The following is a 22474-nucleotide window of genomic DNA, read 5'->3' as shown; positions in this document are numbered from 1 at the left end:
CCCCATGCCGGAGCAAGGAGGCATTGAAGTGGAATTATACTAAAAAAATCTTTTTATTTCAAATAAAACGAATTGTAAGTTATAGACAAATCTTTTACAAGAGATCTCAAATCTATAAACCCCAAATAATTTCCTTTTTCATCTGTATATGGTACAAATCTGTTTTCAATAAGACCAATCGCCCTTATTATATCCTCCAAAGAGGAATTGGTTTTTATTACAAAAGGATTTTTCGTCATAATATCTTTTATTTCTAAATGTTTTTTATTTAGTAAAAAGCTTTTTCTTATATCGGTAAGTGTAATTAGTCCGATTAATTTTCCGTTATCATCAACAACAGCTAAAATATTAAATTTATTTTTTTTAATTAAAAGCGAAGCCCTGTAAACTGAAAATTTTTCTTTTATTGCCGGAATTTTTACCAAATATTTTTCTAAATTACAGTTTTTTAAAAATTTGTAAATTTCTTTATTTTCAATATCAATACCCTTTTGAAGAAGAGAACGTTTAAAAAATGTATCCCTTTTTATTAAAGAAATTAAAAAAACGGTTAAACTTGAAGCCACTAAAATAGGTAAAACCAACTGATAAGAATGTGTGAGCTCTGTAATAATAACTGAACTTCTAAGAGGTGTTTTTGTAATTCCCGCAAGCATTGATGCAGCCCCTACAACCGCAAACACCCTCGGATCTATTCCTAAAAAATCAAAAACACTTCCAAACCAGTATCCTCCAAACGAGCCTATAAAAATACTAGGAGACATAATTCCTCCAAAAAGCCCGCTTCCAATACTTAAAATCAAACCGATGATTTTAGCCGCCAAAATTATAAAAATATATGATACAGAATAAGAATTGTCATTTAAAATAGTTGTAATATGTTCATATCCGATCCCGGCACTTTCAGGTACCAATGAAATTATTACACCAGCGAATAATCCCAAAATAACAATATATTTATGCCAATAATGACGGTTTTTTACTTTTAAAACTCTTAAATATTCCAATCCTTCTATTACAATCAGACAAAGAACGGAAATAAACAATGCCTCAAAAGGTATAAAAAAAACATATTCCTCGTTCCAGCTCAGATGCGGCACAATGAATGCAGCAAAATTACCGATAAATTCTCTTGATATAAATGTTGCCGTGACTATAGAAATAATTAAAGGGATAATTATATAAGAATTTATTTTACCAATTATTATTTCAAGTCCCAGTATTGCCCCGGCAACCGGTGCGTTAAAGGTGGCTGCAATTGCAGATGCAATACCAGCACCAAGATAAATTGGAAAATTTATTTTTTCTATTTTTAATTTTTCTAAAAAAATCTCACTTAAAAGCCCCCCTAGTTTAGCAATCGGACCTTCCCTACCCACAGGAATACCAAAACCAATGCTAAGACTCGTTAAAAACAGAACCAAAAATCCTTTAATTTTAGAAAATTTTCCCTTTAATAAAATAACTTTTTTTGCTATTAAATCAAGTGTCACATTTTCAGATGAAATTTTTAATTTTTTTATCAGCCAGTCTGATAATAAAAAAATAACAGGAATTGAAATTAAATAAAAATAATTTGATTGGAAAATATTTAATTTTTCATTAAACATAGTGAAAATTTTTATAAGCCATCTGAATATAATGGCAGAAAATCCACCTATTACACCTAAAAAAAAAGGTATTATAAAAAAATGAACAATATTTTTAATCATTTTTATTTTTCATATGTGAATGAAGGGATTTTAAATCGCCTCTAAAAGGATTTTCAAGTCCAAGATAGAGGCTGTATCCAAAACTTGTAAGATAGCTGGTAATAACAGCGGCGGTCATAGGAATCACCACATCGTCATGGCTCATTTCAGTAATCATGACTATTGCCGCAAGAGGAGTTTTTGCAGCCGCACTCAAAGCCGCTCCCATCCCGGCTAATGTAAACATTGCAATTTCGTCAGGAAAATAATTTCCAAAAATATTACCGACAGCCGCCCCGATTATCAAAACGGGTAAAACAAGACCTCCCGGAATACCGAAAGCCAAAGTAAAAGATGTAATTACTATTGTATATAAAATAAAAGCAATATCCATTTCTATACTAAACTGATGCTGGGCTAAATTTGAAAGTATTTCCATGTTCGCCGGAGCTGATAAAATATCAATATTGTGAGTTGTATAATAAATCCCGATTAAAAAAGGAATTGAAATAATTGTACCTATTACAGGTCGTCTGTTTACCGGAATAATTCTTGAAGATTTCTGAAGAAAATGAAAAGTTATAGTATAAATATATATAATTACTGAAATAACTATACCCATTAAAATAATATACGGAATATCATTCAAATACCAAACAGGCTTTTTTACCAAATTAATAAAGGCGTGGTTTCCCCTAAAAAATGAAAAAGTCAAATAACTGGTAATAGATGCAACAATCATAGGCACAAAAGGTCTGTAATCAAAATCATAAGTATTTTCAAGTTCCATTGCAAAAATAGAACTTCCAAGAGGGGCTTTAAGCAAAGCACCTGTAAAAGCGCCACCGCCTATAAGACCCAGCATATTTTTAAACTTTCTTGAAAATCCATATGCCTTGCCAAGCCATTCACCAAGACCGACTCCCAAGAAAAAAGACGGTCCTTCCCTTCCCGCTATGAATCCTCCTGAAAGTACAAAAATAGAAATTATTAATTTAAATAAAAGTGTTTTAGCTTTTAAAAAAAAGGGGGTTTTTAAATGTAAAACCGCAAAACCGATTCCCGGACCTCCGATTTTTGCATCCTGTTTTAAAGCAAAACCCGTAATAACGGAAATTAACAAAGGATAAATAAATAAATAAATTATATTGGAATTTAAATGTTTATTTATATGGACAATTAATAAATCCATTAAAGAGGCAATCACCCCCGTGGTAATTCCAATGGCAACGGCAAAAGGAAGCCATTTGCCTATAAAAAAGAAAATTGAAAGTAAATCTACTTTCATAACCTGGGAATGTATTATATATCTAAACGTTTTTTTAATATAATCGATAACATCTAAGTGTTCATTTTTCCCAAGAATAAGCCGTGCAAAAAAATTTTCCAATTTTTCTTTCATTTTATCCCCTTGGGATATTATACAACAAATTTAAAATAAATTTAATATTTAAACAAAAATAATTTAAAAATTTATTTACACTGATAAAAAATTACCATTTGCTGAGATGGTATTTTAACAGCCACCTGTGATACATTTTTATCTAAAAAGACTATAACTTGTCTATCTCTTGTAACATATACGTCTAATTTGTTTTTTATAGTCTGAATGTAAGGCAATGTGTCATTTTTATCGCCGACAGTTAATTTAATTGCATTTTTTACCGGTATAAAACTGATTTTGTATAATTTTCCCAAATCTTTTTGCAACTGTTTATTCGTTTTTACATCATTTGGCACATTGTAAATTTTCCCGTCTTTTTTAAAAGAAAAACCAAGTGTTTCACACTTATAATTTTGATTTAAATTAAATGCAAATAAATAAATTGAAATTAAAACAAGTAACAATTTTTTCATTTTTTACCTTTATAAATATTTTTGAATTTCTTTTAATGCCTCATATGCTCCAAGTTTTATTTGAATATCGGCTCCAAAACTCTCAAGTGGATTAATTCTAATAAGAGTGCTTCCAAAAGAATTCCTGATTCTTTCACTCATATTTCTGACAGTCGGTACCGCAGTGCCGGCTCCTATTTCAATAATCACTAGATTATCCACTCTTTGAAGCCAGTATTCAAAGCGAGCAAGCTGAAGCTTAACCCTTTTGTCCACAAACCTAAAATCACTAAACATCAAAATATTAGGTCTTGCAATTATGCCACAATTTTTGCATTTAGGAAAATTTAAAGCCTTAAATTTTTTCTCGTCAATTTCAATATTTTCCCTATTTTCCCAAATATCGCCACTACAGGGCTTGGTACATTGCAAATAATGGATACTTCCGTGAATTTCCACAATTTTTAATTCACTAAAACCGGCTTTTTGAAAATGTCCGTCAACATTTGAGGTAAAAACAAATTTATCCTGGGGTAAATTAAGCAAAATATTAAAACCCCCATGAGGGGTGGTCTCCCTATATATTTTCAACCTGTGGCCGTAAAATGCCCATGCAAGTCCAGGATTAATTTCAAACCATTTCGGATTTGCCAAGGCCTCAAAAGAAAGTCCAAGTTTTTTTGCAACCGGATATGCCCTCCAAAACCCATCTCTTCCCCTGAAATCGGGAAGTCCACTATCAACACCAATCCCGGCCCCGGCAGTTATTAAAATATGACTGGCTTTTTTTATCGCTTCAGCCGCCTTTCTTATATTCTCCATTTTTTCACCTATTTAATTTTTCACTTTTAACTTTTAATTTTACATTATCCATTTTCCATTATACATTAAAATTATCCCCCAGTCTCCCAAAAAGCCCTATCACTTATTTTCTCTTCCTGCCAGTCGTTTTTTTCAGGTTTATTTTTTACAACATCCCTTAAAATTTCAGCGGCTTTTTGTATATTACCCTCTCTTATAGCCTCTTTTATATTATAACTTTCCGTAAAAAACAAACAAGGTATCAAATACCCTTCAGCCGTCAACCTTATTCTATTACAACTTTTGCAAAACTCTTCATTGTGAGGTTCTATAATACCAAAAACACTGCCGTCATCCAATACAAAATTTTTACTTGCCTCATTTTTCTTAGGTAGTTCTTTAAAAGAATATCTGCTGCCTATTTTTTCCAAAACTTCTTTGGAATCGACCCTTTTAATTCCGGGATATGCCCTTTCATTTTCCATAAATTCAATAAATCTTATCTGAACACCTTTATTTTTTGCAAATTCCAGTAAATCCAAAATTTCATTATCGTTTATTCCTCTCATAACAACAGTATTTAATTTTACCCTAAATCCGACCTTTATAGCCTCATCAATCCCTTCTAATACATTATCCAGACAGTCCCTTTGGGCAATTTTTTTAGCCACATCTTTTTTAAGTGAATCCAGAGAGATATTCACCCTTTTAAGCCCTGCATCTCTTAACTTTTTGGCATATTTTTTTAAATAATAACCATTTGTGGTAAGTGCCAAATCAAGTTCCGGTTTATAATCATGCAGCATTTTTACAAACTTGTCCAAATCTTTCCTGACTAACGGTTCTCCGCCTGTCAATCTTATTTTTTTAATTCCCTCATCAATTGCCAAACGTAAAAATTCAAACATCTCCTCATAACTTAACACGTTTTCTTTAGGTTCCCACTCAAACGGAGTATTTGGCATACAATATAAACACCTGAAATTACATCTGCTTGTAACAGAAACCCTAATATAATCTATCACCCTGTTAAACGGATCAACTAACATTTTTCTACCTTATATAAATTTTTATATAACGGATTGTAGCATAAAAAAAGAAAAATGTTATAATTAAATAAAAAGGTTTTTTATGTATGAACTTTTAGAAAAAGCCATAAATTCCACTGATGTGAATGAAAAAGAAAACATAATCAAAAAAATTAAAATCATCCCTGCTACAGACAAAAAAGCAAAATTTTTTGAAAAACCAAGCTATACATCTTTTTGCAAAATTGTCCCGCCTGCAAAAGTTCCGAGACGCAGGGGCTTTGAAACAAATGAAAAAAAAGCCGTTTTACTTCACGCTATAGTTCATATTGAATATTCAGCAATAGATTTAGCACTTGATGCTGCATATCGTTTTAGAAATATGCCGGTTGAATTTTACAAAGACTGGCTGGAAGTAGCAGAAGATGAAATAAGACATTTTAAACTGATAAATAATCTTCTTGAAAAAACAGGATACAAACATGGGGATTTTCCTGTTCATAATTCACTTTTTGAAGCGAGCCAGAAAACTCAGGATTTACTTTCCCGTATGGCAATAATTCCAAGATGGTATGAGGCAAACGGACTTGATGCAAACGAAAAGATAATAAACAGACTGCAAAAATATAACGACCCTTTTGCAAATGAAGTTATCAATACACTTGAAATTATTTTAAAAGAGGAAATTCCTCACGTAAAAAAAGGTGATAAATGGTTTAAATGGGCTTGTGAAAAAGAAAATTTAAATCCAATTGAAACATATTTTCAAATAGTTGACAATTTCTTTAAAGACTGGAAAAAGAAAGATTTAAATGTGGCGGCAAGATTAAAAGCAGGTTTTAGCTGTGATGAACTGAATATACTCAGCGGAAAAAAGGTATGTTAAAAAATTCCGCACTCAACCCTTCCGCCATCAGCCAGATCAGCCCTGATTACTTCAAAAATTACTTTTAAATTTTCAGATTTTTCATTTGCCAGCTCTTTTTCCATATCGCTTGTTACTGTATGGACCTTTTTAATTGTAACACTTTGGCCAGGAGCTAAATCCACATCCCTGTCTATATAATCCTGCAGTATTTTAACTTCATCTTTATCCTCAACAATCAAATCGCCTTTTAAATGAACAATTTTTTTAGGATATTTATTTGTCAATGTATAAGTTAATGTATAATAAGGGATTACATCATCATGATATTTATAAGAAAAATTGCTTACTCCTATATTTTTACAACTGCTAAGTATCAATTTATTTTCAATTTCTTTTTTTTGAGTTTCCTGCTGTTTTTTTACCTGTAATTGAATTTTCTTTTGTTCCTGTTTCAATTCTTTTTTTAATTCTTTAATCTGCTCGTCTCTTTGTTCAACTTTTTTTTCAAGTTCGTTCATTTTTTGAAGTATTAAATCAAGCTTTTTATTTAATTCATCGTTATTGTTAGTGTTTGCCGCAAACATTATTGAAGAAATTGCAATTATAGAAATTAATTTTTTCATTTCTTTCCTTTTTTTATTGACATTTTAACAAAAAAATTTTATAATTCAATCTACCTACTGATAAGTAAGGATAAAAATGAAACAAAAAATCATTAAAACAGCTTTAAAACATTTTGCAATCGAAGGATACAAAAACACAAGTTTAGAAAAAATTGCAAAAGAACTAAATATTACAAAACCGGCGCTTTATTATCATTTCAAAAACAAAAATGATTTATACAATGCCATTTTCATCAATTATTTTATCTCACTTGAATTTAAAATTTCAGGAAATATTTTTAAAGATTTGGAAAATTATATCGATTCTTTGCACGCTTTTTTTACAAAAGAACCCTTGCTATCAAAACTGCTTTCAAAAGAAATTTCATGTGAATTTAGAAATTTAAATGAAGAGGCAGTTTCAATAATTACCAAAATGATCCAGACTCTAAACAAAATATTAAAAAAAACAAATATAAACCCATTCTTTATTCAAAATATGATAATTTCATCTTTTACAACATATTTAAATACAATGGAAATAAGAAAAAAAATAACATCTCTTATTACATGCTGCAAAATTTCAAGCGAATTTAATTTAAAGGAAGAATTGATGTTGACAATAACAAATTACATAAAGGCGAAACAATGAAAAAACTATCTATTGCACTAATAGCGGCAATCTCACTAAACGCTGCAAATTTAAGCGAGCTGTTTAATGCCATTAAAAAAACACCTGATACGCAAATTGATTCGGTACTAATTAAAAAAACCAAAACAATAAAAAAAGAGATAGTAAACAGTTTATATCCTAGCATTTCTCTTTTTGCAAGTGCAGAGCATTTTTCAACCCCAACCAATCTAAGACCGCTTCCTCCTACAGTGTCAGCAAAAATAGGAATGGAACACGGAGGTTATCCGTTTTCCCAAAATATTGAAAAAATCGGCTTTTCCGCATCAATGCCTGTTTTTGTAAAAAATATTTACGATACCAAAAATAAAATGTCCCATTTACTTAAAGCAACTGAATATAAGGCAAAAATCAATCTTTTAAAAAGGGAAAGTTTATTAATAACGCTTCTTAGCAAATACAATTATTTAATAAAATTAAAAGAAGCTTTAATTAAAGAAAGAAAATCAATCAGCACTACATTAAAAGCAATAGAAGTTGGTGTAAAAGTCGGAAGAATTCCTGAATTTAACGCTTTAAGGCTTAAAGACGCCCTAAACCAGATAGATATAAAAATATCTAATATTAATACACAAATAGATTCTGTCGTTTCGGAAATTTACAAACTTACAAAAATAAAATTATCTTCTCCTGTTCAAATCACTGCAAATTCAAATATTGAAAAAAAAGAATTTTTAGCCGTTAAACCACTGAAAGAAAATTTAACGGCAAGTAATTATGACGTAAAAATTGCAAAAGATTCATTCTGGCCAAAATTAACACTTCAGATAAAAGGATACAGAGCCTTTGCAAATGCATACAATAATGACGACAAACTGGCATTAAATTATGCAAGTGCCGGTATTTATTTAAACTGGAATATATTTAACAGAAAAAACAGCGCAGAAATTCAAAAAGCTAAAATAGAAAAACTTCAAAATTCCCTAGAAATTCAGAAAACAATAAAGGATTTAAACGCAGAAGTTATGAAAATAACAGATACTTTAAAAGAACTTAAAAAATCAATAGTTTTAGCTCAAAATTCAATTGAAATAAAACAAGAACTGCTAAAAGGAGCAAAAGTGGCATTTAAATTAAACAGAATGACAGTGGATGATTATTTAAAATATGAAGATGATTTAGCACTTGCCAAAGCAAATTTGGCAAATTTAATTGCTAGTAAAAATTCATTAATCGCAAATCTTGCATTTATTTATGGAAATAACTTAGAAAGGATATTCAAATGAAAAAATTAATCGCTTGGAGTATTGTAATACTGATTGCCATAGGTTTAGTAATAGGTGGAGTAAAATTGGTTAAAAAAAGAAAAGCAGAAGAGGCAAAATTAGCAGCAGCAAAAATATATCCGATTGTTGTAAAAACTATACAGCCAAAAACACAGGCGACTTTAACATATCCGTATTTAGCGCTTGTTAAAAACGATTCCCAAATTACAGTTACAACAAAATTTACAGGTAAAGTTACATGTATTGTAAATGCGGGAGAAGTGGTACATAAAGGCGTTATAGTTGCAAAAATTGACGATACAAATTTAAAAGCAAACCTCAAAGCAACAAATGAAAAAATTAAATCTCTTAGAGAAAAACTTAATGCAGAAAACATTACACTAAAAAATTTAATCGCAACCCACAAAAGAACCGCTGCTCTTTTAAAAGTAAAAATGGCAAGTATCGAGCAGTATCAGGCAGAAGAGAGTAAACTTGCTAGTCTAAAAGCACAAATTCAAGCCGATAAAAATACCCTGCATTCTTTAAAAGCTCAAAAAACAGCTATCTTAAATGATTTGAAATATACAGAAATCAAATCTCCGATTGACGGAGTAATTGCTCAAAAATTTGTAAACAAAGGAGATAATGCATTTCCTGGAAAACCTCTTTTAACTATTGCAACAAATAAAGGAAATTATCTGTTTGTAGCAGTGCCTGATAATTTTAAAAAGGCTATTTACAAAAACAAAATGTATAATTTAATTGCTCTAAATTCCACATTTAACGGCATACCTAGCTATAAAATAAATGTAAATGACAAAAATTTAATCTTAGGAGAAAAAGTAAAAATTAAATTAGTAAGTTTTAATGGTAATGCCACAATCTTACCTTATAATTCAATTCTAACAATAAATGGTAAAAACTATGTATTTATTCCAAACGGAAAGCATGCTCAAATTAAAGAAGTTCATATTTTGGCAAAAGGAACCGAAGGTGTAGCGGTAAAAGAAAAAATAAATTCCCCTGTAATAATTTCTAAACCTGATATTTTACTTAGAATTAAAGCAGGATATCCTATAAAAATAATGGAAAATTGAAAATGGAAAATGAAAAATTGAAATTTAAAAGGACAGGAAATGTTTGAATTTTTTTATAAAAGAGGTTATTTATTAACCGCAATTATTATTGGTATGTTTGTATTTGGAGTGCTTGGACTTATTAAAATGCCAAAAAATCTTTTTCCTGATGCAAACAGACCTGAAGTTGTAATATTTACCACTGTGCCGGGGGCTACACCGAGTGTAGTTGCTTCAATGGTATCAAAACCTATTGAAGAAGAAATGGGAACTCTTAGCAATGTATATGAGATAAAATCTACAAATGTTCCAAACTTTTCAATAGTCCATGTGGTTTTTGATTATAAAAAAGGACTTCAGGCGGCAGCGGTTGATGTTAATAATGCCCTAAACCGTATTAAAGATAAACTTCCGGCAAACGCAATACCTGCAATTTATTTAGTGGGTGATTTTACTTTACCTGTTGATGTTTTTTCGCTTTATCCAAAAAATAATTCAATCAATTTGGCCGAAATAAGAAAAATTGCAGAAAGTTATATAAAACCGAAACTTTTATCTTCTCCTGATATTGGAAACGTGGAAATTTTCGGAGGATACCAGAGTGCGGTAATGGTTAAAATAGACCCTAAAAAATTAAAAAAATACAATTTATCTCTTGATTCGTTTATAAATATAATAAGAGCATCGAATAAAGATTTACCAATTGGATTTATCAAAAGTAAAGACGGATTTTTGACACTCAGTTTTTACGGTGAAAAAGATGACGTTAAAAAACTTAAAGAGAGTTTTATTCTGCCAAATGTAAAACTAAAAGATATAGCAGATATAAAATGGATTTATCAGACAAACAACAGTGGTTATATCGGAGACAATAAATCATCAATTGCCGTATCCGTTCAGAGGGCTCCAGGAGGCAGCGTCCTTGATACAGCAAAAGCTGCAAGAGCTATTATGAAAGTTATTCAAAAAGAATATCCGAATATCGGAGTAAAAATTGCAGACACCCAGGTAGAACTTGTAGAAACAGCGAATACTAATATGTTGGAAGCTTTGCGTGACGCTATTATTTATACACTTTTAGTATTGCTCTTTTTCCTTGGAAACTTTAGGGCAATCGTTGCTGCGGCAGTTTCTATTCCTATGGTGTTTTTTGGAACAATCGCTTTTCTTTATCTTACAGGACAAGGTTTAAATATCGTAATTTATACAGCCATTATTTTAGCTCTTGGAATGCTCACAGATGATGCTGTCGTAGTGCTTGAAAACATTGAAAGACACCTGGAAGAAAACGAAAATTTAAAAGATGCCATTTATAACGGGACAAAAGAAGTATTAAGCCCAATTTTTGCAGGTACTATTTCAACCATAGCAATTACATTTCCATTAATGTTTGTAGGAGGATTCCCGCAGAAAATATTCAGACCTCTAATTGAAACACTGATTATTGCACTGCTTATAAGCTGGTTTTTATCTATTACATTTATTCCAAAACTTTCACTTTTGCTTTATAAAAACGGCTTTTCAAAAACAAAAATAGAAAAATTTTTTGAAGCACTTTATCAAAAAACTATAGGAAAATTAATTATTCCTTATCTTGGAATTATTAAATTTTCAAATGGAAAATTTTATCCTTTAAGAAGAATGCTGATTATGGCTGCTGCAATATTAACTTTAATGTTAAGTCTAAAAAATATTATGCCGACAATCGGAAGGGATGTAATGCCTCCAATGGATACAGGTATTATGAAAGTCAGTTTGGAATTTTCTAACAATATCAATGCAGACGAAACAAAAAAAAGACTTGCACCATTTTTTGCATGGTTGGATAAGCAGCCGTGGCTTGAGAGAAGTTCTGTTTCAATCGGAACTGAAAAAGGTGTTTTATCTCTGGGCGGTGGAGGTGCCGGAAATAGTGTGACCATGACAATTACCGCTGTAAACAGATTTAAAAGAAATAAAACAATCTGGCAGCTTGAAAACGAAGTTAGAAATCATTTAGCAAACCTACAGGGTGTTAAAAAACTTGCAGTGTTTGATTTTGGTGCAACAGCCTTATCCACTATCAGCGCACCGCTTGATATTGAAATAAGAGATGAAAATTATGAGCATTTACCAGATATTGCCCATAAAATTGAAAAACTTTTATATCACATAAAAGGGCTTACAACTATAAAAATAAGCTGGGATAAAGATATGCAGGAGGCTGTCATCAAAATAGACAAAAACAAAGCCCTAAGTTACGGAATAACTCCTTTTCAAGTAATATCTCAAATTGCATTAAATGATAAAGTAGTTACAATTAATTCAGACCTTAGCAGCATGAATGTTCAGTTTGTGAGAGTAAGATTCAATAAAAAATACGAAAATCCCGAAAGTTTAAAATATATACTTATCAACACTCCAAAAGGCGTAATTCCGTTAAAAGAAATTGCGAACATTAAACCAAATTTAACTTACAATAAAATTACAAGGGACGGACTGCTTTATTCAATCGATGTAGAAGGATACAGGGCAACTAGACCTGTCAGCAAAATCACAGCAGATGCTGAAAAATTATTGCATAAAACCGGTATAACAAATTACGACCAGGCAGGGGATATTTCTGAAATGAAAGATTCGTTTTCAAGAATGTTAAAAGCAATTGCAATAGGAATTGTTGTATTGATTTTAACATTAAGCGTTGTTTATGAATCTTTCAGACTTGCTTTTATTATGATTTTGGTATTACCGCTTTCTATGATTGGAGCAGCCTGGGGAATGCTTATTATGCACAAACCTTCATGTATGCCAAGCCTTGTTGGTATTTTACTACTTTTCGGTATCATTATTAAAAATGCGGTACTGCTTATTGACTTTTATAAAGAATATAAAAAAGAAGGCAACAGACCATTTGATGCGGCACTTCAGGCTATTAAAGTCAGGTTCAGGCCTGTTATGATGACAGCATTTGGTACAATTGCTGGTATGATTCCTATCGCACTTGAACAGGCAGTAGGGCTTGAGAGACTCTCACCTCTTGCAGATGTTGCAATCGGAGGCCTTTTAATCGGTACACTTCTAACCCTTGTGTATGTTCCAATGATTGCTTATGCAACTGACCCGGACAATAAAAAAACAAATATTTTTGAAAAAATGGAAGAAGAATTAGAAAAATAATTCTTCTTCTCTTGACACAAAAAAAACTGTGTGGTATAATTTACTTACTAAACGTTAAGTAAGGAGGAAATCATGACTTATGACGAATTTGTAAAAAACACCACATTAAAAGATATGGGAGAAAGTAAAATATCTCCTAAAGAGGCAGTAGAACTGCTTTTAAATGATAAAGCGATAATGATTGATGTGAGGGAAGATTTTGAAAATGATTTGGTTGAATTTAAAATTGCAATTCATATACCTTTTAATAAATTGCCTGAGAATTTAGACAAACTCGATAAAAATAAAATTATAATATGTGCATGTCCAGCCGGTTTTAGAAGCAACAAAGCAACTGAATATTTAAGATATAAAGGCTTTAAAGCTAAAAATTTAACAGGTGGATTTAAAGAATTATTATTTGAAATAAGCGGAGGGGAAGCAAAAAAATTTAAAGAAAAAAAGGAGAATAAATGATTAAATACGCAACACCAAAAGGCAACAATGAATTAAAAATATCTTTAGAAGAATTTACCAAAAAATTTAATGCAGGTGAAGCTGTTTTACTTGATATCAGAATGGCTTTTGAAAAAAAAGTATGGAATCTGCCTTTTGCGATTGACATCCCGGCAAATGAACTTGAAAACAGATTTAACGAACTGCCAAAAGATAAACTGATTGTAACCGCATGTCCGGGTAATAGCCGATCTTCATTTGCAGCGGCTTTTTTAGTGGATAAAGGTTTTAATGCAAAATTTTTAACAGAAGGACTTCTTGAACTTATGAAAGCTTTTAAAGGCGGAAAAGCAAAAGAACTTAAAGTAGATTAAATGTATGATGCATGTCATCCGCTTAAAGAAGGTGAAATATTAAATGGAAGCCACCCTGAGTGGCCTTTATTTGTTTTATATATTTACGGCAGTAAACTGGAATGTTTAAAAATTTCAAAAAGAATTATGTGCACTTTAAAACATTTGCCCTTAAGAATAAAGGTTTTTTATAACCATGACACACTTAAAGCAATAGATGAAGGATGTGGGAAAGACCCATGTATTAAAATGAATGGAAAAATCTTATTTGAAGGGCTTATCCAGGCTGAAGAAATAAAAGAAATTTTTGAAAAACTGTTAAAGGAAAAAAATGAATGAAATCACTTTTGATGAATATTTGAAAAATTTTGATTATAATGAAAGAAAAAAAATGAAAATCCAAATTCCAGAAATGCTTGAATTATACGAAAAAGATGAATGTGAAATAATTGACATCAGATTTAAAGAAGAATATAAAGCATGGCATATTGGGTTTATAAAAAACATTCCTTTAAATGAATTACCTAACAGATTAAATGAACTTGATAAAAATAAAACAATTGTTACAGTATGCCCTCATTATGACAGATCTGAAATGGCAAGGTTATTTTTAACACTAAAAGGATATAAAGCCAGATATTTAACCGACGGATTACTTAAACTTGTTGATTACTTAAGAGGAAATAAAGCCAGAGATTATTTATTAAAAATAGGAGAAGCCGAATGAATGAATTGCTCTATTATGGAGAATTTTTTGTCTTAACCCTAATTTTTTCAACAATATTTGCAATGGGAGGAGTCGGTTCGGCCATAGTCCTGGTCCCTCTTTTCAACTCCCTGGGATTACCTTTAAATGTGGCAAAAGCATTTGGACTTTTTATCAATTCAATGAGCACAATTACTGCAAGTATTATGAACTTTTTAAGAGGGGTTCTTGATATAAGGGCAACTCTTCCGCTTGCAATTTCCTCAATTATAGGAGCACCTCTCGGGGCTTATTCAAGTAAGTTTATCCCACCGGTTTATGTAAAAATACTTTTGGCTATGTTCATCATATTAGCCGTATTTTTAATGTTTAAAAAGAAAAAAGAGGCCAAATTTCACTACACAAAACAGTGGGTAATGGTGGCATTAGGACTCGGTGTCGGTTTTTTATCAGGACTAATGGGAGTGGGCGGTGGAAGTTTGATTTTACCGGCTTTGATTCTGCTTGGATTCGACGCAAAAACATCTGCCTATATGGTAAGTTTTGTATTGCCGTTTTCAACACTCAGTGGATTTTTTACATATTTAACCATCACCAAAATAGATTATTTAATGCTTTTAGATGTAAGTATTGCAGCAATTCTTGGAGGATATTTGGGAGATAAAATAATGCATTACCGCTTAACCCCACAGCAGGTCAAAAAATTTATCGCCGTTATTTTAATCTTGCTTGATATTAAAATTATTTATTCTATTTTGCATTATTATCATTTGATTTAAGGAGAAAGTATGCATAGAATTTTGTCAAAACTTGCAGACTGGTTAATAGAAAAGGAAGAAAAAGAAGCAGAACGTTGCGATATTCCGGATGAAGTGATAGATGAATGGCTTGATATTTTAAAAACAAGAAGAGAACATCTTAAAAAAGAAGGAGACACCGATTCTGAGGAATATGAAATGCTTAATGATTTAATTAAAAAAGTTACCCATATCAAAGAAATCCGGGCCAAAAAATGTGAAATAAAAAAATAAATATACTATAATTCTCAAAAAGGCTGATATGAAAGATTTATTACCTCTTATAATATCTTTATTGATAACATTAATAATTTTAAATATTTTAAAACTTTCTTTTCTTCCCGGTTTTATTTTAGGCAGTATAATTTGGTCAATTTTACATTATAATATTAAAAAATTTTTAAAAGGCTAGTTATGAAACTGACTCATATAAATGAAAAACACAATCCTAAAATGGTGGATGTAGGAGAAAAAGCTGTTACAAAAAGAATTGCAGTGGCAAGTGGTGAAATTCATATGCAAAAAAGCACAAAAAAAGCTATTTTAGAAGAAAAAACAAAAAAAGGTGCGGTTTTACAAACAGCAATAGTTGCAGCGATAATGGGAGGCAAAAAAACAAGCGAATTAATTCCAATGTGTCACAATATTTTAATAGACGGAATAGATGTGGATGTTGAAGAAATTGAAAACGGATTTAAGTTAATAGTTACAGCAAAAACAACTTCAAAAACAGGTATTGAAATGGAAGCATTAACCGCCGTAAGTATCGGTCTTCTTACTATTTACGATATGGCAAAAGCAATAGACAGAAGTATGGAAATAACAAATATACATTTGGATTACAAAGCGGGTGGAAAATCAGGAGAATTTAGAAGAGATGGAAAATAAAATTCCCTGTTTTATTCTTGTAGGTGGTAAATCTAGCAGATTTGGAGACGATAAATCAAAACTGTTTTATAAAATCCAATTTGACAAATGCAAAAAAATATTTAAAAATGTATTTTTTGTGGCAAAAGAAAAAAAATTCAAAAAATATCCTTTTTTTATTGAAAAATCTAAAATTTTTGCTCCCATTTTTGCTTTGGAAGAAATTATAAAAAAAGAAAAAAAAATTTTTGTCTTAAGCGTGGATACACCTTTAATTTCCGAAAAATCTATAAAAAAACTTTTAAATAATAAAGCCACCGCCTCTAAAAATCCTTTAATCGGTTATTATGATTACACAATGCTTAAAAAAATAAAAGAATCGACAAAAACTGATTTAAGACTTTTTCACATAAATCCTAAAAAAATCAGAATCAACAACAAAGAACTAATTAACATAAATAAAAAAGAGGATTTAAAACTTATCCGTAAATTTTAACAGGTAATTTTCTGTTAAGCAGATTAGCAATATTTCCTTCACTGATATTTTCTAAATTAATATTCACTTTTAATTTTTTGGCTTTTTCAATTAAATCCCCGATTTCCAAATCAAATCCGAATAAATTGATATAGTTTTTAATACCCTTTTGAATTAATGCATCGGTTTTTTCACCTTTTATTTTTTTACCTAAAAGTGAAATAATCTGTTGCAGATAAGCACTTTTAATTAAATTTGCTATTCTTATTGAATATTCTTTTATTTTCACCAAATCCCCCACACTTTTCAATATTCCCTCAATATCCCCTTTCGCAGCGTATTTTTCAGCTTTTATTAATTTAGCGTTTATTTCCTGCTGAAATAATTTATAATCACTCGTTTCTTCTAAAAACGGGTACATTTTTACATTTTCAAAAACAGCATGATAATCTTTCATAGCAAGCAATCTTTGAAAATCCATTAAGACTCGAGCCTGTTCTTTATATTCCTTTGCTTTTTCTTCATATCCGGGAAACTGTTCAAGAATTTTGGCATATTCAATTACTTTTTTATAATCTCCTTTTTTTAATAAAAGTTGGATTTTATTATCAAGTATTTTTGCAAAATTTATTGCTGTTTTGTATTCTTCTGTTTCGGCTAAAAACGGAAACCTTTTTACCAAAATAAAAAATTCTTTAAAATCTTTTTTTGCTAATTTTTCTTTTAATAAATTGTATAATTGCTTTTCATTAAAAAGTGCTTGCATAAGAGGGGTCTTTTGCGGAACTCCTCTAAACGGTTTAAGAATTTCTCTGGCTTTTTCTATATTGTCTTCTTTTAAAACAGCTTCTTTTGCCAAATTAAACACTTTTTTCCAGTCTTCTTCCATTTTTTTATAATAAATCGTATCTTTAAAAGAAGGGTATTGATTAGCTAAAGAATATGCAAGAGGATATTTTAAATTAAGCACGGCATTTTTAAATTTATCAAATTCTTTAAAATCTTTTAATAAATTTTGTATTATTATTCTTTTTACAGAAACATCCATAAAAGGTTTCAAAACTTCTTTTGCATTTTCTATATCTCCTTTTTCCAAAAATTTATGAGCGACATTTAATGTTTTGTTCCATTCATTTTCTAAAATTTTATAAGCTTCTGTAGCCTGCAAAAACGGATTTTTATTTAAAAGTTCATAAGCTAAAGTATATTTTTTTGATTTTATTAAAGCTTTTAATTCCCTTTCATCCGAAAGTAAATCATATATACAAATATCTCCATCGAGAGTACCAACAATTAAATAATGCTTGTCAACTATATACTCCAAAGAACTTGGATTTGAAACAAGTTTTATGAATTCATCTGTTATCTGCTCATAATTTTCTAATGAATATAACACCACTTTTGAATAAGTTGAAATTACAAATAAAAATTTACTATTTTCATCAACACATACATCTACAATTTGATCTATCATATTAGGAAGTCTTTTTAAAACACTCCCTTTTGCATAATTCCAAACAATAAGTTCACCTGTTTTATCTCCGCTTATCATTCTTTGATTTGATATGAATTTCAATTTTGTAACCGCGCCTCTATGCGATTTTTTTCTATATGAAAAATCCAATGAAGTAATATTAGTAATTGTAATAGACCTGTCATAACTACCGGTAGCAGCCCAAAGGGAATTCAAACTAAAATCTGTCGAAAGGATATAATCAGCATTAGGAGGCAATGCTCCAATCATTTTACCGGTAGCAAGTGACCATAAATATGCCCTGCCGTCCTCACCTCCTGTTAAAATATATTTTTCCTCTTTATCAAAACTTACACTTAAAACATTCCCTTTATGCCATCCGAGAGTAAAAATATGTTTTTTATTTTCAATATCCCAAACAGATGTTTTTTTCTTTCCGTCAACGGCAACTGCCAAATATTTACCTCTTTGTGATATATCTACTCCGTTTTCTAAAGGCCTGTTTTTAGGAAGTTTAACTCTAAATCCGTCTATTAATTTATAATCTTTTAATGAATATATCCTTAATGTATTTTCTTCATCAACTACACAAAATTTATTATTTCCAATATATTTAATTTTACTTATAGGTGTTTTTATTGTTATACGCTTTATAGGCTCCACTTTCCATCCTTTAAAAATATGTTAATATTTTAACAAAAAAGGTTTTTAATGGCTACTCTTACGATAATTGACACTTTTGGATTTTTATTTAGAAATTTCTATGCCCTGCCACCTCTAAAAAGTAAAAAAGGAATTCCCACAGGAATGATTACAGGATTTATGAATTTTATAGTTTCACTTGGCCGTGATTTTCCAACCGATTATGTGGTATTTACATTGGACAGCAAAGAAAAAGAGACTTTTAGAAAAGAAATATATAAAGATTATAAGGCAAACCGTCCCGAAGCCCCCGAAGATTTAAAAACCCAACTTCCAATTGCTATTGATTTAATCAAAGAAATGGGATTTAAAATGCTTGAAAGTCCGGGGTTTGAAAGTGATGATTTAATAGCAAGCCTTGCCACTGTAGCTTCTGAAAACGGTATAAAAGTAAAAATAGTAAGCCATGACAAAGATATGTATCAGTTAATTGACGATGATAAAATAGTAATATTCGACCCTATAAAAAAAATAGAAATAAATGAAGAAGAGTGTTTTAAAAAATTTGGTGTCCATCCTAAAGATTTCAGGGATTTTCAGGCATTAGTGGGGGATTCAAGCGATAATATCCCGGGAGTTAGGGGAATCGGTGTAAAAACGGCAGCAAAACTTATAAATCAATATCACACCCTTGAAAATATATACGCTCATATTGATGAAATAAAAGGGGCTGTAAAAAAAAGACTCCTTGAAGGCAGGGAAAATGCATTTTTAAGCAGAAAACTTGTAACTTTAAAAACAGATTTGTTTGATAGTATAAACTTGGAAGAGTTTAAATATCCTGAAATAAACCCTGTTTTAAAAGTAGCTGATAAATTAATTGATTTGGATATAAAAAGTATAGTTGACAGAGTCAAAAAAGACGGGCTTTTTATAAAAACAAAAGAGCCTGAAAGTAAAAATATAGAATTTGACGCCGTTTTATTAGATAATGAAAAAGAGTTGTTTGAGACAATAGATAAAATTGGTGATAAAATTGTGGCTTTTGATACAGAAACAGACAGTATTGAAAATCCAAACATTGTGGGATTTAGTTTCTGTTTTGAAGAGAAAAGGGCTTATTATGTACCTATAAACCATAATTATCTGGGAGTAGAAAAACAAATACCGCAAGATGCAGCACTAAAAGCCATAGAAAAAATTTTGCAAAAAAAAGTTATTGGACACAATCTAAAATTTGATTTTAAAATGTTAAGAAAATACGGAATCAACACCCCTATTCCATTTGCCGATACGATGATACTTGCATGGATAACAGATCCTGATTCCGCAGTAGGGCTTGACAGTGTGGCCAAAAGATATTTAAACCATGAAAATATAAAATTTAGAGAAATTGTAGGAAAAAATCAAAATTTCTCAAATATTGATTTAATTACAGCCGCAAAATATGCAGCCGAAGATGCTTTTATTACTTTAAAACTTTATGAAAAATTAAAAGAAAAAATATGGGATGAGGTTAAATGGGATTTGGAAAACATCGAATGGCCTTTTATAAATCTGTTAATCGATATGGAAAACGAAGGTATAAAAGTGGATATTGAATATTTGGAGAAACTTGAAATAAAAATATCCCAAAAACTTCAAAACCTAACACAAGAAATTTATAATTTAGCCGGAAATGAATTCAATATAAAAAGTCCTAAACAACTTGGATACATACTTTTTGAAGTGCTTAAACTACCTGCAAAAAGAAAAACAAAAACAGGATATTCAACAGATGAAAAAGTTTTAAATTCACTAAAAAATGCCCATCCCATTATTGAAAAACTGCTTGAATACAGAAAACTTGATAAACTTTTTTCAACTTATATAATCCCTTTAAAAGAACGTGCAAAAAAAGATAAAAACCACAAAATTTATACAAACTTTCTACAAACCGGTACAGCTACAGGTAGACTTTCAAGTAAAAATCCAAATTTACAAAATATTCCAACATCAACAGAAATTAATATAAGAAACGCATTTATTGCCGAAAAACTTTTTGTAAGTTTGGATTATTCCCAAATAGAACTTCGCTTACTTGCTCACTTCAGTCAAGACCCGGAACTTGTAAAAGCATTTCTTGAAAACAGTGACATTCACCAAAAAACTGCGGATATTATAGGAACAACAAGAAGTATCGCAAAATCTATAAATTTTGGTCTGATTTATGGAATGGGGCCTAAAAAACTAAGTGAGACAATCAATATTTCCATGAAAGAAGCAAAAGAATTTATAAAAAGATATTTTGATTCATTTCCTACTGTTAAAAATTTCCTGGAAAAAACAAAAGCCGAAGCAAGAGAGAGAGGCTATGTTGAAACTCTATTTAAAAGAAGAAGATTTTTTGATTTTGCAGCTGCAAATGCCAGAAATATTGCTGCATTCGAAAGGGAAGCTGTAAATACTATTTTTCAGGGAAGTGCGGCAGATATTATAAAAAAAGCAATGATTGATATCAAAAATTATAATCCTAAAGTCAAAATGATACTCCAAATTCATGATGAACTTATTTTTGAAATAGAAAATGAAAAAGAAGCCAAAGAATACAAAAAAATAATGGAAAACGTTGTAAAATTAAATGTACCTTTAAAAGTTGGAATTAGCTTTGGAAAAAGATGGGGGGAGCTTAAATGAATAGAAAATGGATAATGGAAAATGGAAAATTAGTAATTATTTTATTTTTTATAATATTTTTTACAGGCTGTAGTAATAAGGAAATAAATATTTATACTGTAGAAAAACCAAAAGAAATACAAAATGAAAAAATAAAATTCATAAAAATAGACAATATTCAAAATGATAAAGCTAATCTAAAAGAAAAAATTATTCAAAAAATGAAAGAAGTAAATAATATTATTCCAAATTATTTTCACATAAATCCCAAAAATTATCAATCTGTCTTAAGTGGAACTGAAAAAATAAATAAAAAAGACACTTTTTATCACAAAAAAGCAAAAATTATTTATAAAAAACCAAGATGTATGGTAACTCTTTATCCATGTAAAGAAGTAGGAGGAATGTTCTTTTGTAATTTTTCAAATCCCATCCATTATTCTTTAAAAGATTTTAATTTACTTCAAAAAAAGAGTTATCAAAATGGGAATTACATTTTAATAAACAATCAGATTTATAAAAAAAACATATCTTGTAAACCGGAATTTGCAACTATTACATGTGAAAAAAAAGAAATTTCACTAAAAGCCAAACTAAATATAAAAGATAAAAATAACAATCTACTTTTTTCAAAAACTTATAAAAAACTCTCTATTGATGACCCCTGCGCAGATATAAAAGAAATTTATCCAAATGACCCAAAAAAATATAAAGCTTATTTAAACTTTAACCAAAAAGCAGATGAACTTGCATATCTTATTGCTTCTGAATTTATAGAAGATATAGCGCCTCATAATATTACATTTAATGCAAAACTTTTTGATGATTTGGATGTAAAAGCTGATTTTAAAGACAAAAAAAGATTTGAAAATATAATTAATGAAATAACAAAAAATCCTCAAAATTCAAAAAATTTAATCGATGAAATGCAACAATTAGCAAATAAATATCCAAACAGCTGCATAATAAAATATGATTTAGCAGTAATGTATATGAAAATTAAAAATTACCAAAAAGCTAAAAATTTACTTTTGCAGCTTAACAATTGTAACGAGAATATTCAAAAAGAAAGAGAGAGATTAATTAATATTTTAGAGAGAATTTATTTTTAAA

Annotated in this window: 22 protein-coding genes; 15 read left to right on the top strand and 7 right to left on the bottom strand. The window is 30.0% G+C overall.

Annotation, left to right across the window (positions count from 1 at the left end; translation table 11 throughout):
- Nucleotides 1-53: 53 nt before the first annotated feature.
- The 5 genes from LNAT_RS05975 to moaA form a co-directional block, all read right to left on the bottom strand.
- On the bottom strand, nt 54-1712 hold the full coding sequence (locus LNAT_RS05975; protein WP_096259406.1) for a chloride channel protein: 1659 nt from the start codon (nt 1710-1712) through the stop codon (nt 54-56).
- The gene (locus LNAT_RS05970) at nt 1705-3093 is read right to left on the bottom strand and encodes a chloride channel protein (protein ID WP_096259404.1); all 1389 of its coding nucleotides are present in this window, start codon (nt 3091-3093) and stop codon (nt 1705-1707) included. Before LNAT_RS05970 ends, LNAT_RS05975 begins: the two co-directional genes overlap by 8 nt.
- Nucleotides 3094-3164: 71 nt before the next feature.
- Nucleotides 3165-3548 (bottom strand): hypothetical protein, encoded by a 384-nt coding sequence (locus tag LNAT_RS05965; RefSeq protein ID WP_096259402.1) that lies wholly within the window; start codon nt 3546-3548, stop codon nt 3165-3167.
- A 9-nt stretch (nt 3549-3557) separates the two neighbouring features.
- Entirely contained in the window at nt 3558-4349 is a 792-nt protein-coding gene (locus LNAT_RS05960) for an SIR2 family NAD-dependent protein deacylase (RefSeq protein ID WP_096259400.1), read from the bottom strand.
- A 71-nt stretch (nt 4350-4420) separates the two neighbouring features.
- On the bottom strand, nt 4421-5377 hold the full coding sequence (gene moaA / locus LNAT_RS05955) for a GTP 3',8-cyclase MoaA (protein WP_096259398.1): 957 nt from the start codon (nt 5375-5377) through the stop codon (nt 4421-4423).
- A gap of 82 nt (nt 5378-5459) precedes the next feature.
- Between moaA and LNAT_RS05950 the strand changes: the two genes are divergently transcribed.
- The gene (locus LNAT_RS05950) at nt 5460-6242 is read left to right on the top strand and encodes a ferritin-like domain-containing protein (RefSeq protein ID WP_096259396.1); all 783 of its coding nucleotides are present in this window, start codon (nt 5460-5462) and stop codon (nt 6240-6242) included.
- On the opposite strand, the gene LNAT_RS05945 is transcribed toward LNAT_RS05950, so the two are convergent.
- Complete coding sequence (locus LNAT_RS05945; RefSeq protein ID WP_096259394.1) at nt 6239-6847, bottom strand: hypothetical protein; 609 nt, start codon at nt 6845-6847, stop codon at nt 6239-6241. The two genes, LNAT_RS05950 and LNAT_RS05945, sit on opposite strands and share 4 nt — an antisense overlap.
- 76 nt (nt 6848-6923) lie before the next feature.
- Here LNAT_RS05945 and LNAT_RS05940 point away from each other — a divergent pair, with 76 nt between their 5' ends.
- From LNAT_RS05940 to LNAT_RS05885, 12 genes are all read left to right on the top strand, one after another.
- Nucleotides 6924-7478 (top strand): TetR/AcrR family transcriptional regulator, encoded by a 555-nt coding sequence (locus LNAT_RS05940; RefSeq protein WP_096259392.1) that lies wholly within the window; start codon nt 6924-6926, stop codon nt 7476-7478.
- A complete protein-coding gene (locus LNAT_RS05935; protein WP_096259390.1) occupies nt 7475-8743 on the top strand; it encodes a TolC family protein in 1269 nt (422 codons plus the stop codon). Before LNAT_RS05940 ends, LNAT_RS05935 begins: the two co-directional genes overlap by 4 nt.
- Nucleotides 8740-9822, top strand: coding sequence for an efflux RND transporter periplasmic adaptor subunit (locus LNAT_RS05930; RefSeq protein ID WP_096259388.1), 1083 nt, complete (start codon nt 8740-8742; stop codon nt 9820-9822). Before LNAT_RS05935 ends, LNAT_RS05930 begins: the two co-directional genes overlap by 4 nt.
- Before the next feature lie 39 nt (nt 9823-9861).
- On the top strand, nt 9862-12957 hold the full coding sequence (locus LNAT_RS05925) for an efflux RND transporter permease subunit (protein WP_096259386.1): 3096 nt from the start codon (nt 9862-9864) through the stop codon (nt 12955-12957).
- Between the two features lie 72 nt (nt 12958-13029).
- Nucleotides 13030-13413: a rhodanese-like domain-containing protein gene (locus tag LNAT_RS05920; RefSeq protein ID WP_096259384.1), complete on the top strand. Its 384-nt coding sequence runs from the start codon at nt 13030-13032 to the stop codon at nt 13411-13413.
- Nucleotides 13410-13766 carry a rhodanese-like domain-containing protein gene (locus LNAT_RS05915; RefSeq protein WP_096259383.1) on the top strand — a complete coding sequence of 119 codons (357 nt, stop codon included), beginning with the start codon at nt 13410-13412 and terminating at the stop codon, nt 13764-13766. Before LNAT_RS05920 ends, LNAT_RS05915 begins: the two co-directional genes overlap by 4 nt.
- Nucleotides 13767-14084: a hypothetical protein gene (locus LNAT_RS05910; protein WP_096259381.1), complete on the top strand. Its 318-nt coding sequence runs from the start codon at nt 13767-13769 to the stop codon at nt 14082-14084.
- Nucleotides 14077-14472: a rhodanese-like domain-containing protein gene (locus LNAT_RS05905; RefSeq protein WP_096259379.1), complete on the top strand. Its 396-nt coding sequence runs from the start codon at nt 14077-14079 to the stop codon at nt 14470-14472. The genes LNAT_RS05910 and LNAT_RS05905 overlap by 8 nt, the downstream gene beginning before the upstream one ends.
- The gene (locus LNAT_RS05900; RefSeq protein ID WP_096259377.1) at nt 14469-15230 is read left to right on the top strand and encodes a sulfite exporter TauE/SafE family protein; all 762 of its coding nucleotides are present in this window, start codon (nt 14469-14471) and stop codon (nt 15228-15230) included. Before LNAT_RS05905 ends, LNAT_RS05900 begins: the two co-directional genes overlap by 4 nt.
- A 9-nt stretch (nt 15231-15239) precedes the next feature.
- A complete protein-coding gene (locus tag LNAT_RS05895; RefSeq protein ID WP_096259375.1) occupies nt 15240-15482 on the top strand; it encodes a hypothetical protein in 243 nt (80 codons plus the stop codon).
- Between the two features lie 180 nt (nt 15483-15662).
- On the top strand, nt 15663-16136 hold the full coding sequence (moaC, locus tag LNAT_RS05890) for a cyclic pyranopterin monophosphate synthase MoaC (RefSeq protein ID WP_096259373.1): 474 nt from the start codon (nt 15663-15665) through the stop codon (nt 16134-16136).
- Nucleotides 16126-16611, top strand: coding sequence for an NTP transferase domain-containing protein (locus LNAT_RS05885; RefSeq protein ID WP_096259371.1), 486 nt, complete (start codon nt 16126-16128; stop codon nt 16609-16611). The genes moaC and LNAT_RS05885 overlap by 11 nt, the downstream gene beginning before the upstream one ends.
- Here LNAT_RS05885 and LNAT_RS05880 read toward each other — a convergent pair.
- Nucleotides 16595-18727, bottom strand: a complete 2133-nt coding sequence (locus tag LNAT_RS05880; protein WP_096259369.1) for a WD40 repeat domain-containing protein — start codon at nt 18725-18727, stop codon at nt 16595-16597. The two genes, LNAT_RS05885 and LNAT_RS05880, sit on opposite strands and share 17 nt — an antisense overlap.
- Before the next feature lie 48 nt (nt 18728-18775).
- On the opposite strand from LNAT_RS05880, the gene polA reads away from it, so the two are divergent.
- Nucleotides 18776-21382 carry a DNA polymerase I gene (gene polA / locus LNAT_RS05875; protein WP_096259367.1) on the top strand — a complete coding sequence of 869 codons (2607 nt, stop codon included), beginning with the start codon at nt 18776-18778 and terminating at the stop codon, nt 21380-21382.
- A complete protein-coding gene (locus tag LNAT_RS05870) occupies nt 21379-22473 on the top strand; it encodes a hypothetical protein (RefSeq protein ID WP_096259365.1) in 1095 nt (364 codons plus the stop codon). The genes polA and LNAT_RS05870 overlap by 4 nt, the downstream gene beginning before the upstream one ends.
- Nucleotide 22474: the final 1 nt, after the last annotated feature.

The sequence above is a fragment of the Lebetimonas natsushimae genome (assembly GCF_002335445.1).
Classification (GTDB): domain Bacteria; phylum Campylobacterota; class Campylobacteria; order Campylobacterales; family Nautiliaceae; genus Lebetimonas; species Lebetimonas natsushimae.
Note: the sequence above shows the minus strand (reverse complement) of the source record. Positions and strands in the feature narration are given on the sequence as shown.

What these genes read in the sequence shown, in the direction of transcription:
- LNAT_RS05975 (WP_096259406.1), bottom strand. Translation starts at nt 1,712, where the DNA reads ATGATTAAAAATATTGTTCATTTTTTTATAATACCTTTTTTTTTAGGT.
- LNAT_RS05970 (WP_096259404.1), bottom strand. Translation starts at nt 3,093, where the DNA reads ATGAAAGAAAAATTGGAAAATTTTTTTGCACGGCTTATTCTTGGGAAA.
- LNAT_RS05965 (WP_096259402.1), bottom strand. Translation starts at nt 3,548, where the DNA reads ATGAAAAAATTGTTACTTGTTTTAATTTCAATTTATTTATTTGCATTT.
- LNAT_RS05960 (WP_096259400.1), bottom strand. Translation starts at nt 4,349, where the DNA reads ATGGAGAATATAAGAAAGGCGGCTGAAGCGATAAAAAAAGCCAGTCAT.
- moaA (WP_096259398.1), bottom strand. Translation starts at nt 5,377, where the DNA reads ATGTTAGTTGATCCGTTTAACAGGGTGATAGATTATATTAGGGTTTCT.
- LNAT_RS05950 (WP_096259396.1), top strand. Translation starts at nt 5,460, where the DNA reads ATGTATGAACTTTTAGAAAAAGCCATAAATTCCACTGATGTGAATGAA.
- LNAT_RS05945 (WP_096259394.1), bottom strand. Translation starts at nt 6,847, where the DNA reads ATGAAAAAATTAATTTCTATAATTGCAATTTCTTCAATAATGTTTGCG.
- LNAT_RS05940 (WP_096259392.1), top strand. Translation starts at nt 6,924, where the DNA reads ATGAAACAAAAAATCATTAAAACAGCTTTAAAACATTTTGCAATCGAA.
- LNAT_RS05935 (WP_096259390.1), top strand. Translation starts at nt 7,475, where the DNA reads ATGAAAAAACTATCTATTGCACTAATAGCGGCAATCTCACTAAACGCT.
- LNAT_RS05930 (WP_096259388.1), top strand. Translation starts at nt 8,740, where the DNA reads ATGAAAAAATTAATCGCTTGGAGTATTGTAATACTGATTGCCATAGGT.
- LNAT_RS05925 (WP_096259386.1), top strand. Translation starts at nt 9,862, where the DNA reads ATGTTTGAATTTTTTTATAAAAGAGGTTATTTATTAACCGCAATTATT.
- LNAT_RS05920 (WP_096259384.1), top strand. Translation starts at nt 13,030, where the DNA reads ATGACTTATGACGAATTTGTAAAAAACACCACATTAAAAGATATGGGA.
- LNAT_RS05915 (WP_096259383.1), top strand. Translation starts at nt 13,410, where the DNA reads ATGATTAAATACGCAACACCAAAAGGCAACAATGAATTAAAAATATCT.
- LNAT_RS05910 (WP_096259381.1), top strand. Translation starts at nt 13,767, where the DNA reads ATGTATGATGCATGTCATCCGCTTAAAGAAGGTGAAATATTAAATGGA.
- LNAT_RS05905 (WP_096259379.1), top strand. Translation starts at nt 14,077, where the DNA reads ATGAATGAAATCACTTTTGATGAATATTTGAAAAATTTTGATTATAAT.
- LNAT_RS05900 (WP_096259377.1), top strand. Translation starts at nt 14,469, where the DNA reads ATGAATGAATTGCTCTATTATGGAGAATTTTTTGTCTTAACCCTAATT.
- LNAT_RS05895 (WP_096259375.1), top strand. Translation starts at nt 15,240, where the DNA reads ATGCATAGAATTTTGTCAAAACTTGCAGACTGGTTAATAGAAAAGGAA.
- moaC (WP_096259373.1), top strand. Translation starts at nt 15,663, where the DNA reads ATGAAACTGACTCATATAAATGAAAAACACAATCCTAAAATGGTGGAT.
- LNAT_RS05885 (WP_096259371.1), top strand. Translation starts at nt 16,126, where the DNA reads ATGGAAAATAAAATTCCCTGTTTTATTCTTGTAGGTGGTAAATCTAGC.
- polA (WP_096259367.1), top strand. Translation starts at nt 18,776, where the DNA reads ATGGCTACTCTTACGATAATTGACACTTTTGGATTTTTATTTAGAAAT.
- LNAT_RS05870 (WP_096259365.1), top strand. Translation starts at nt 21,379, where the DNA reads ATGAATAGAAAATGGATAATGGAAAATGGAAAATTAGTAATTATTTTA.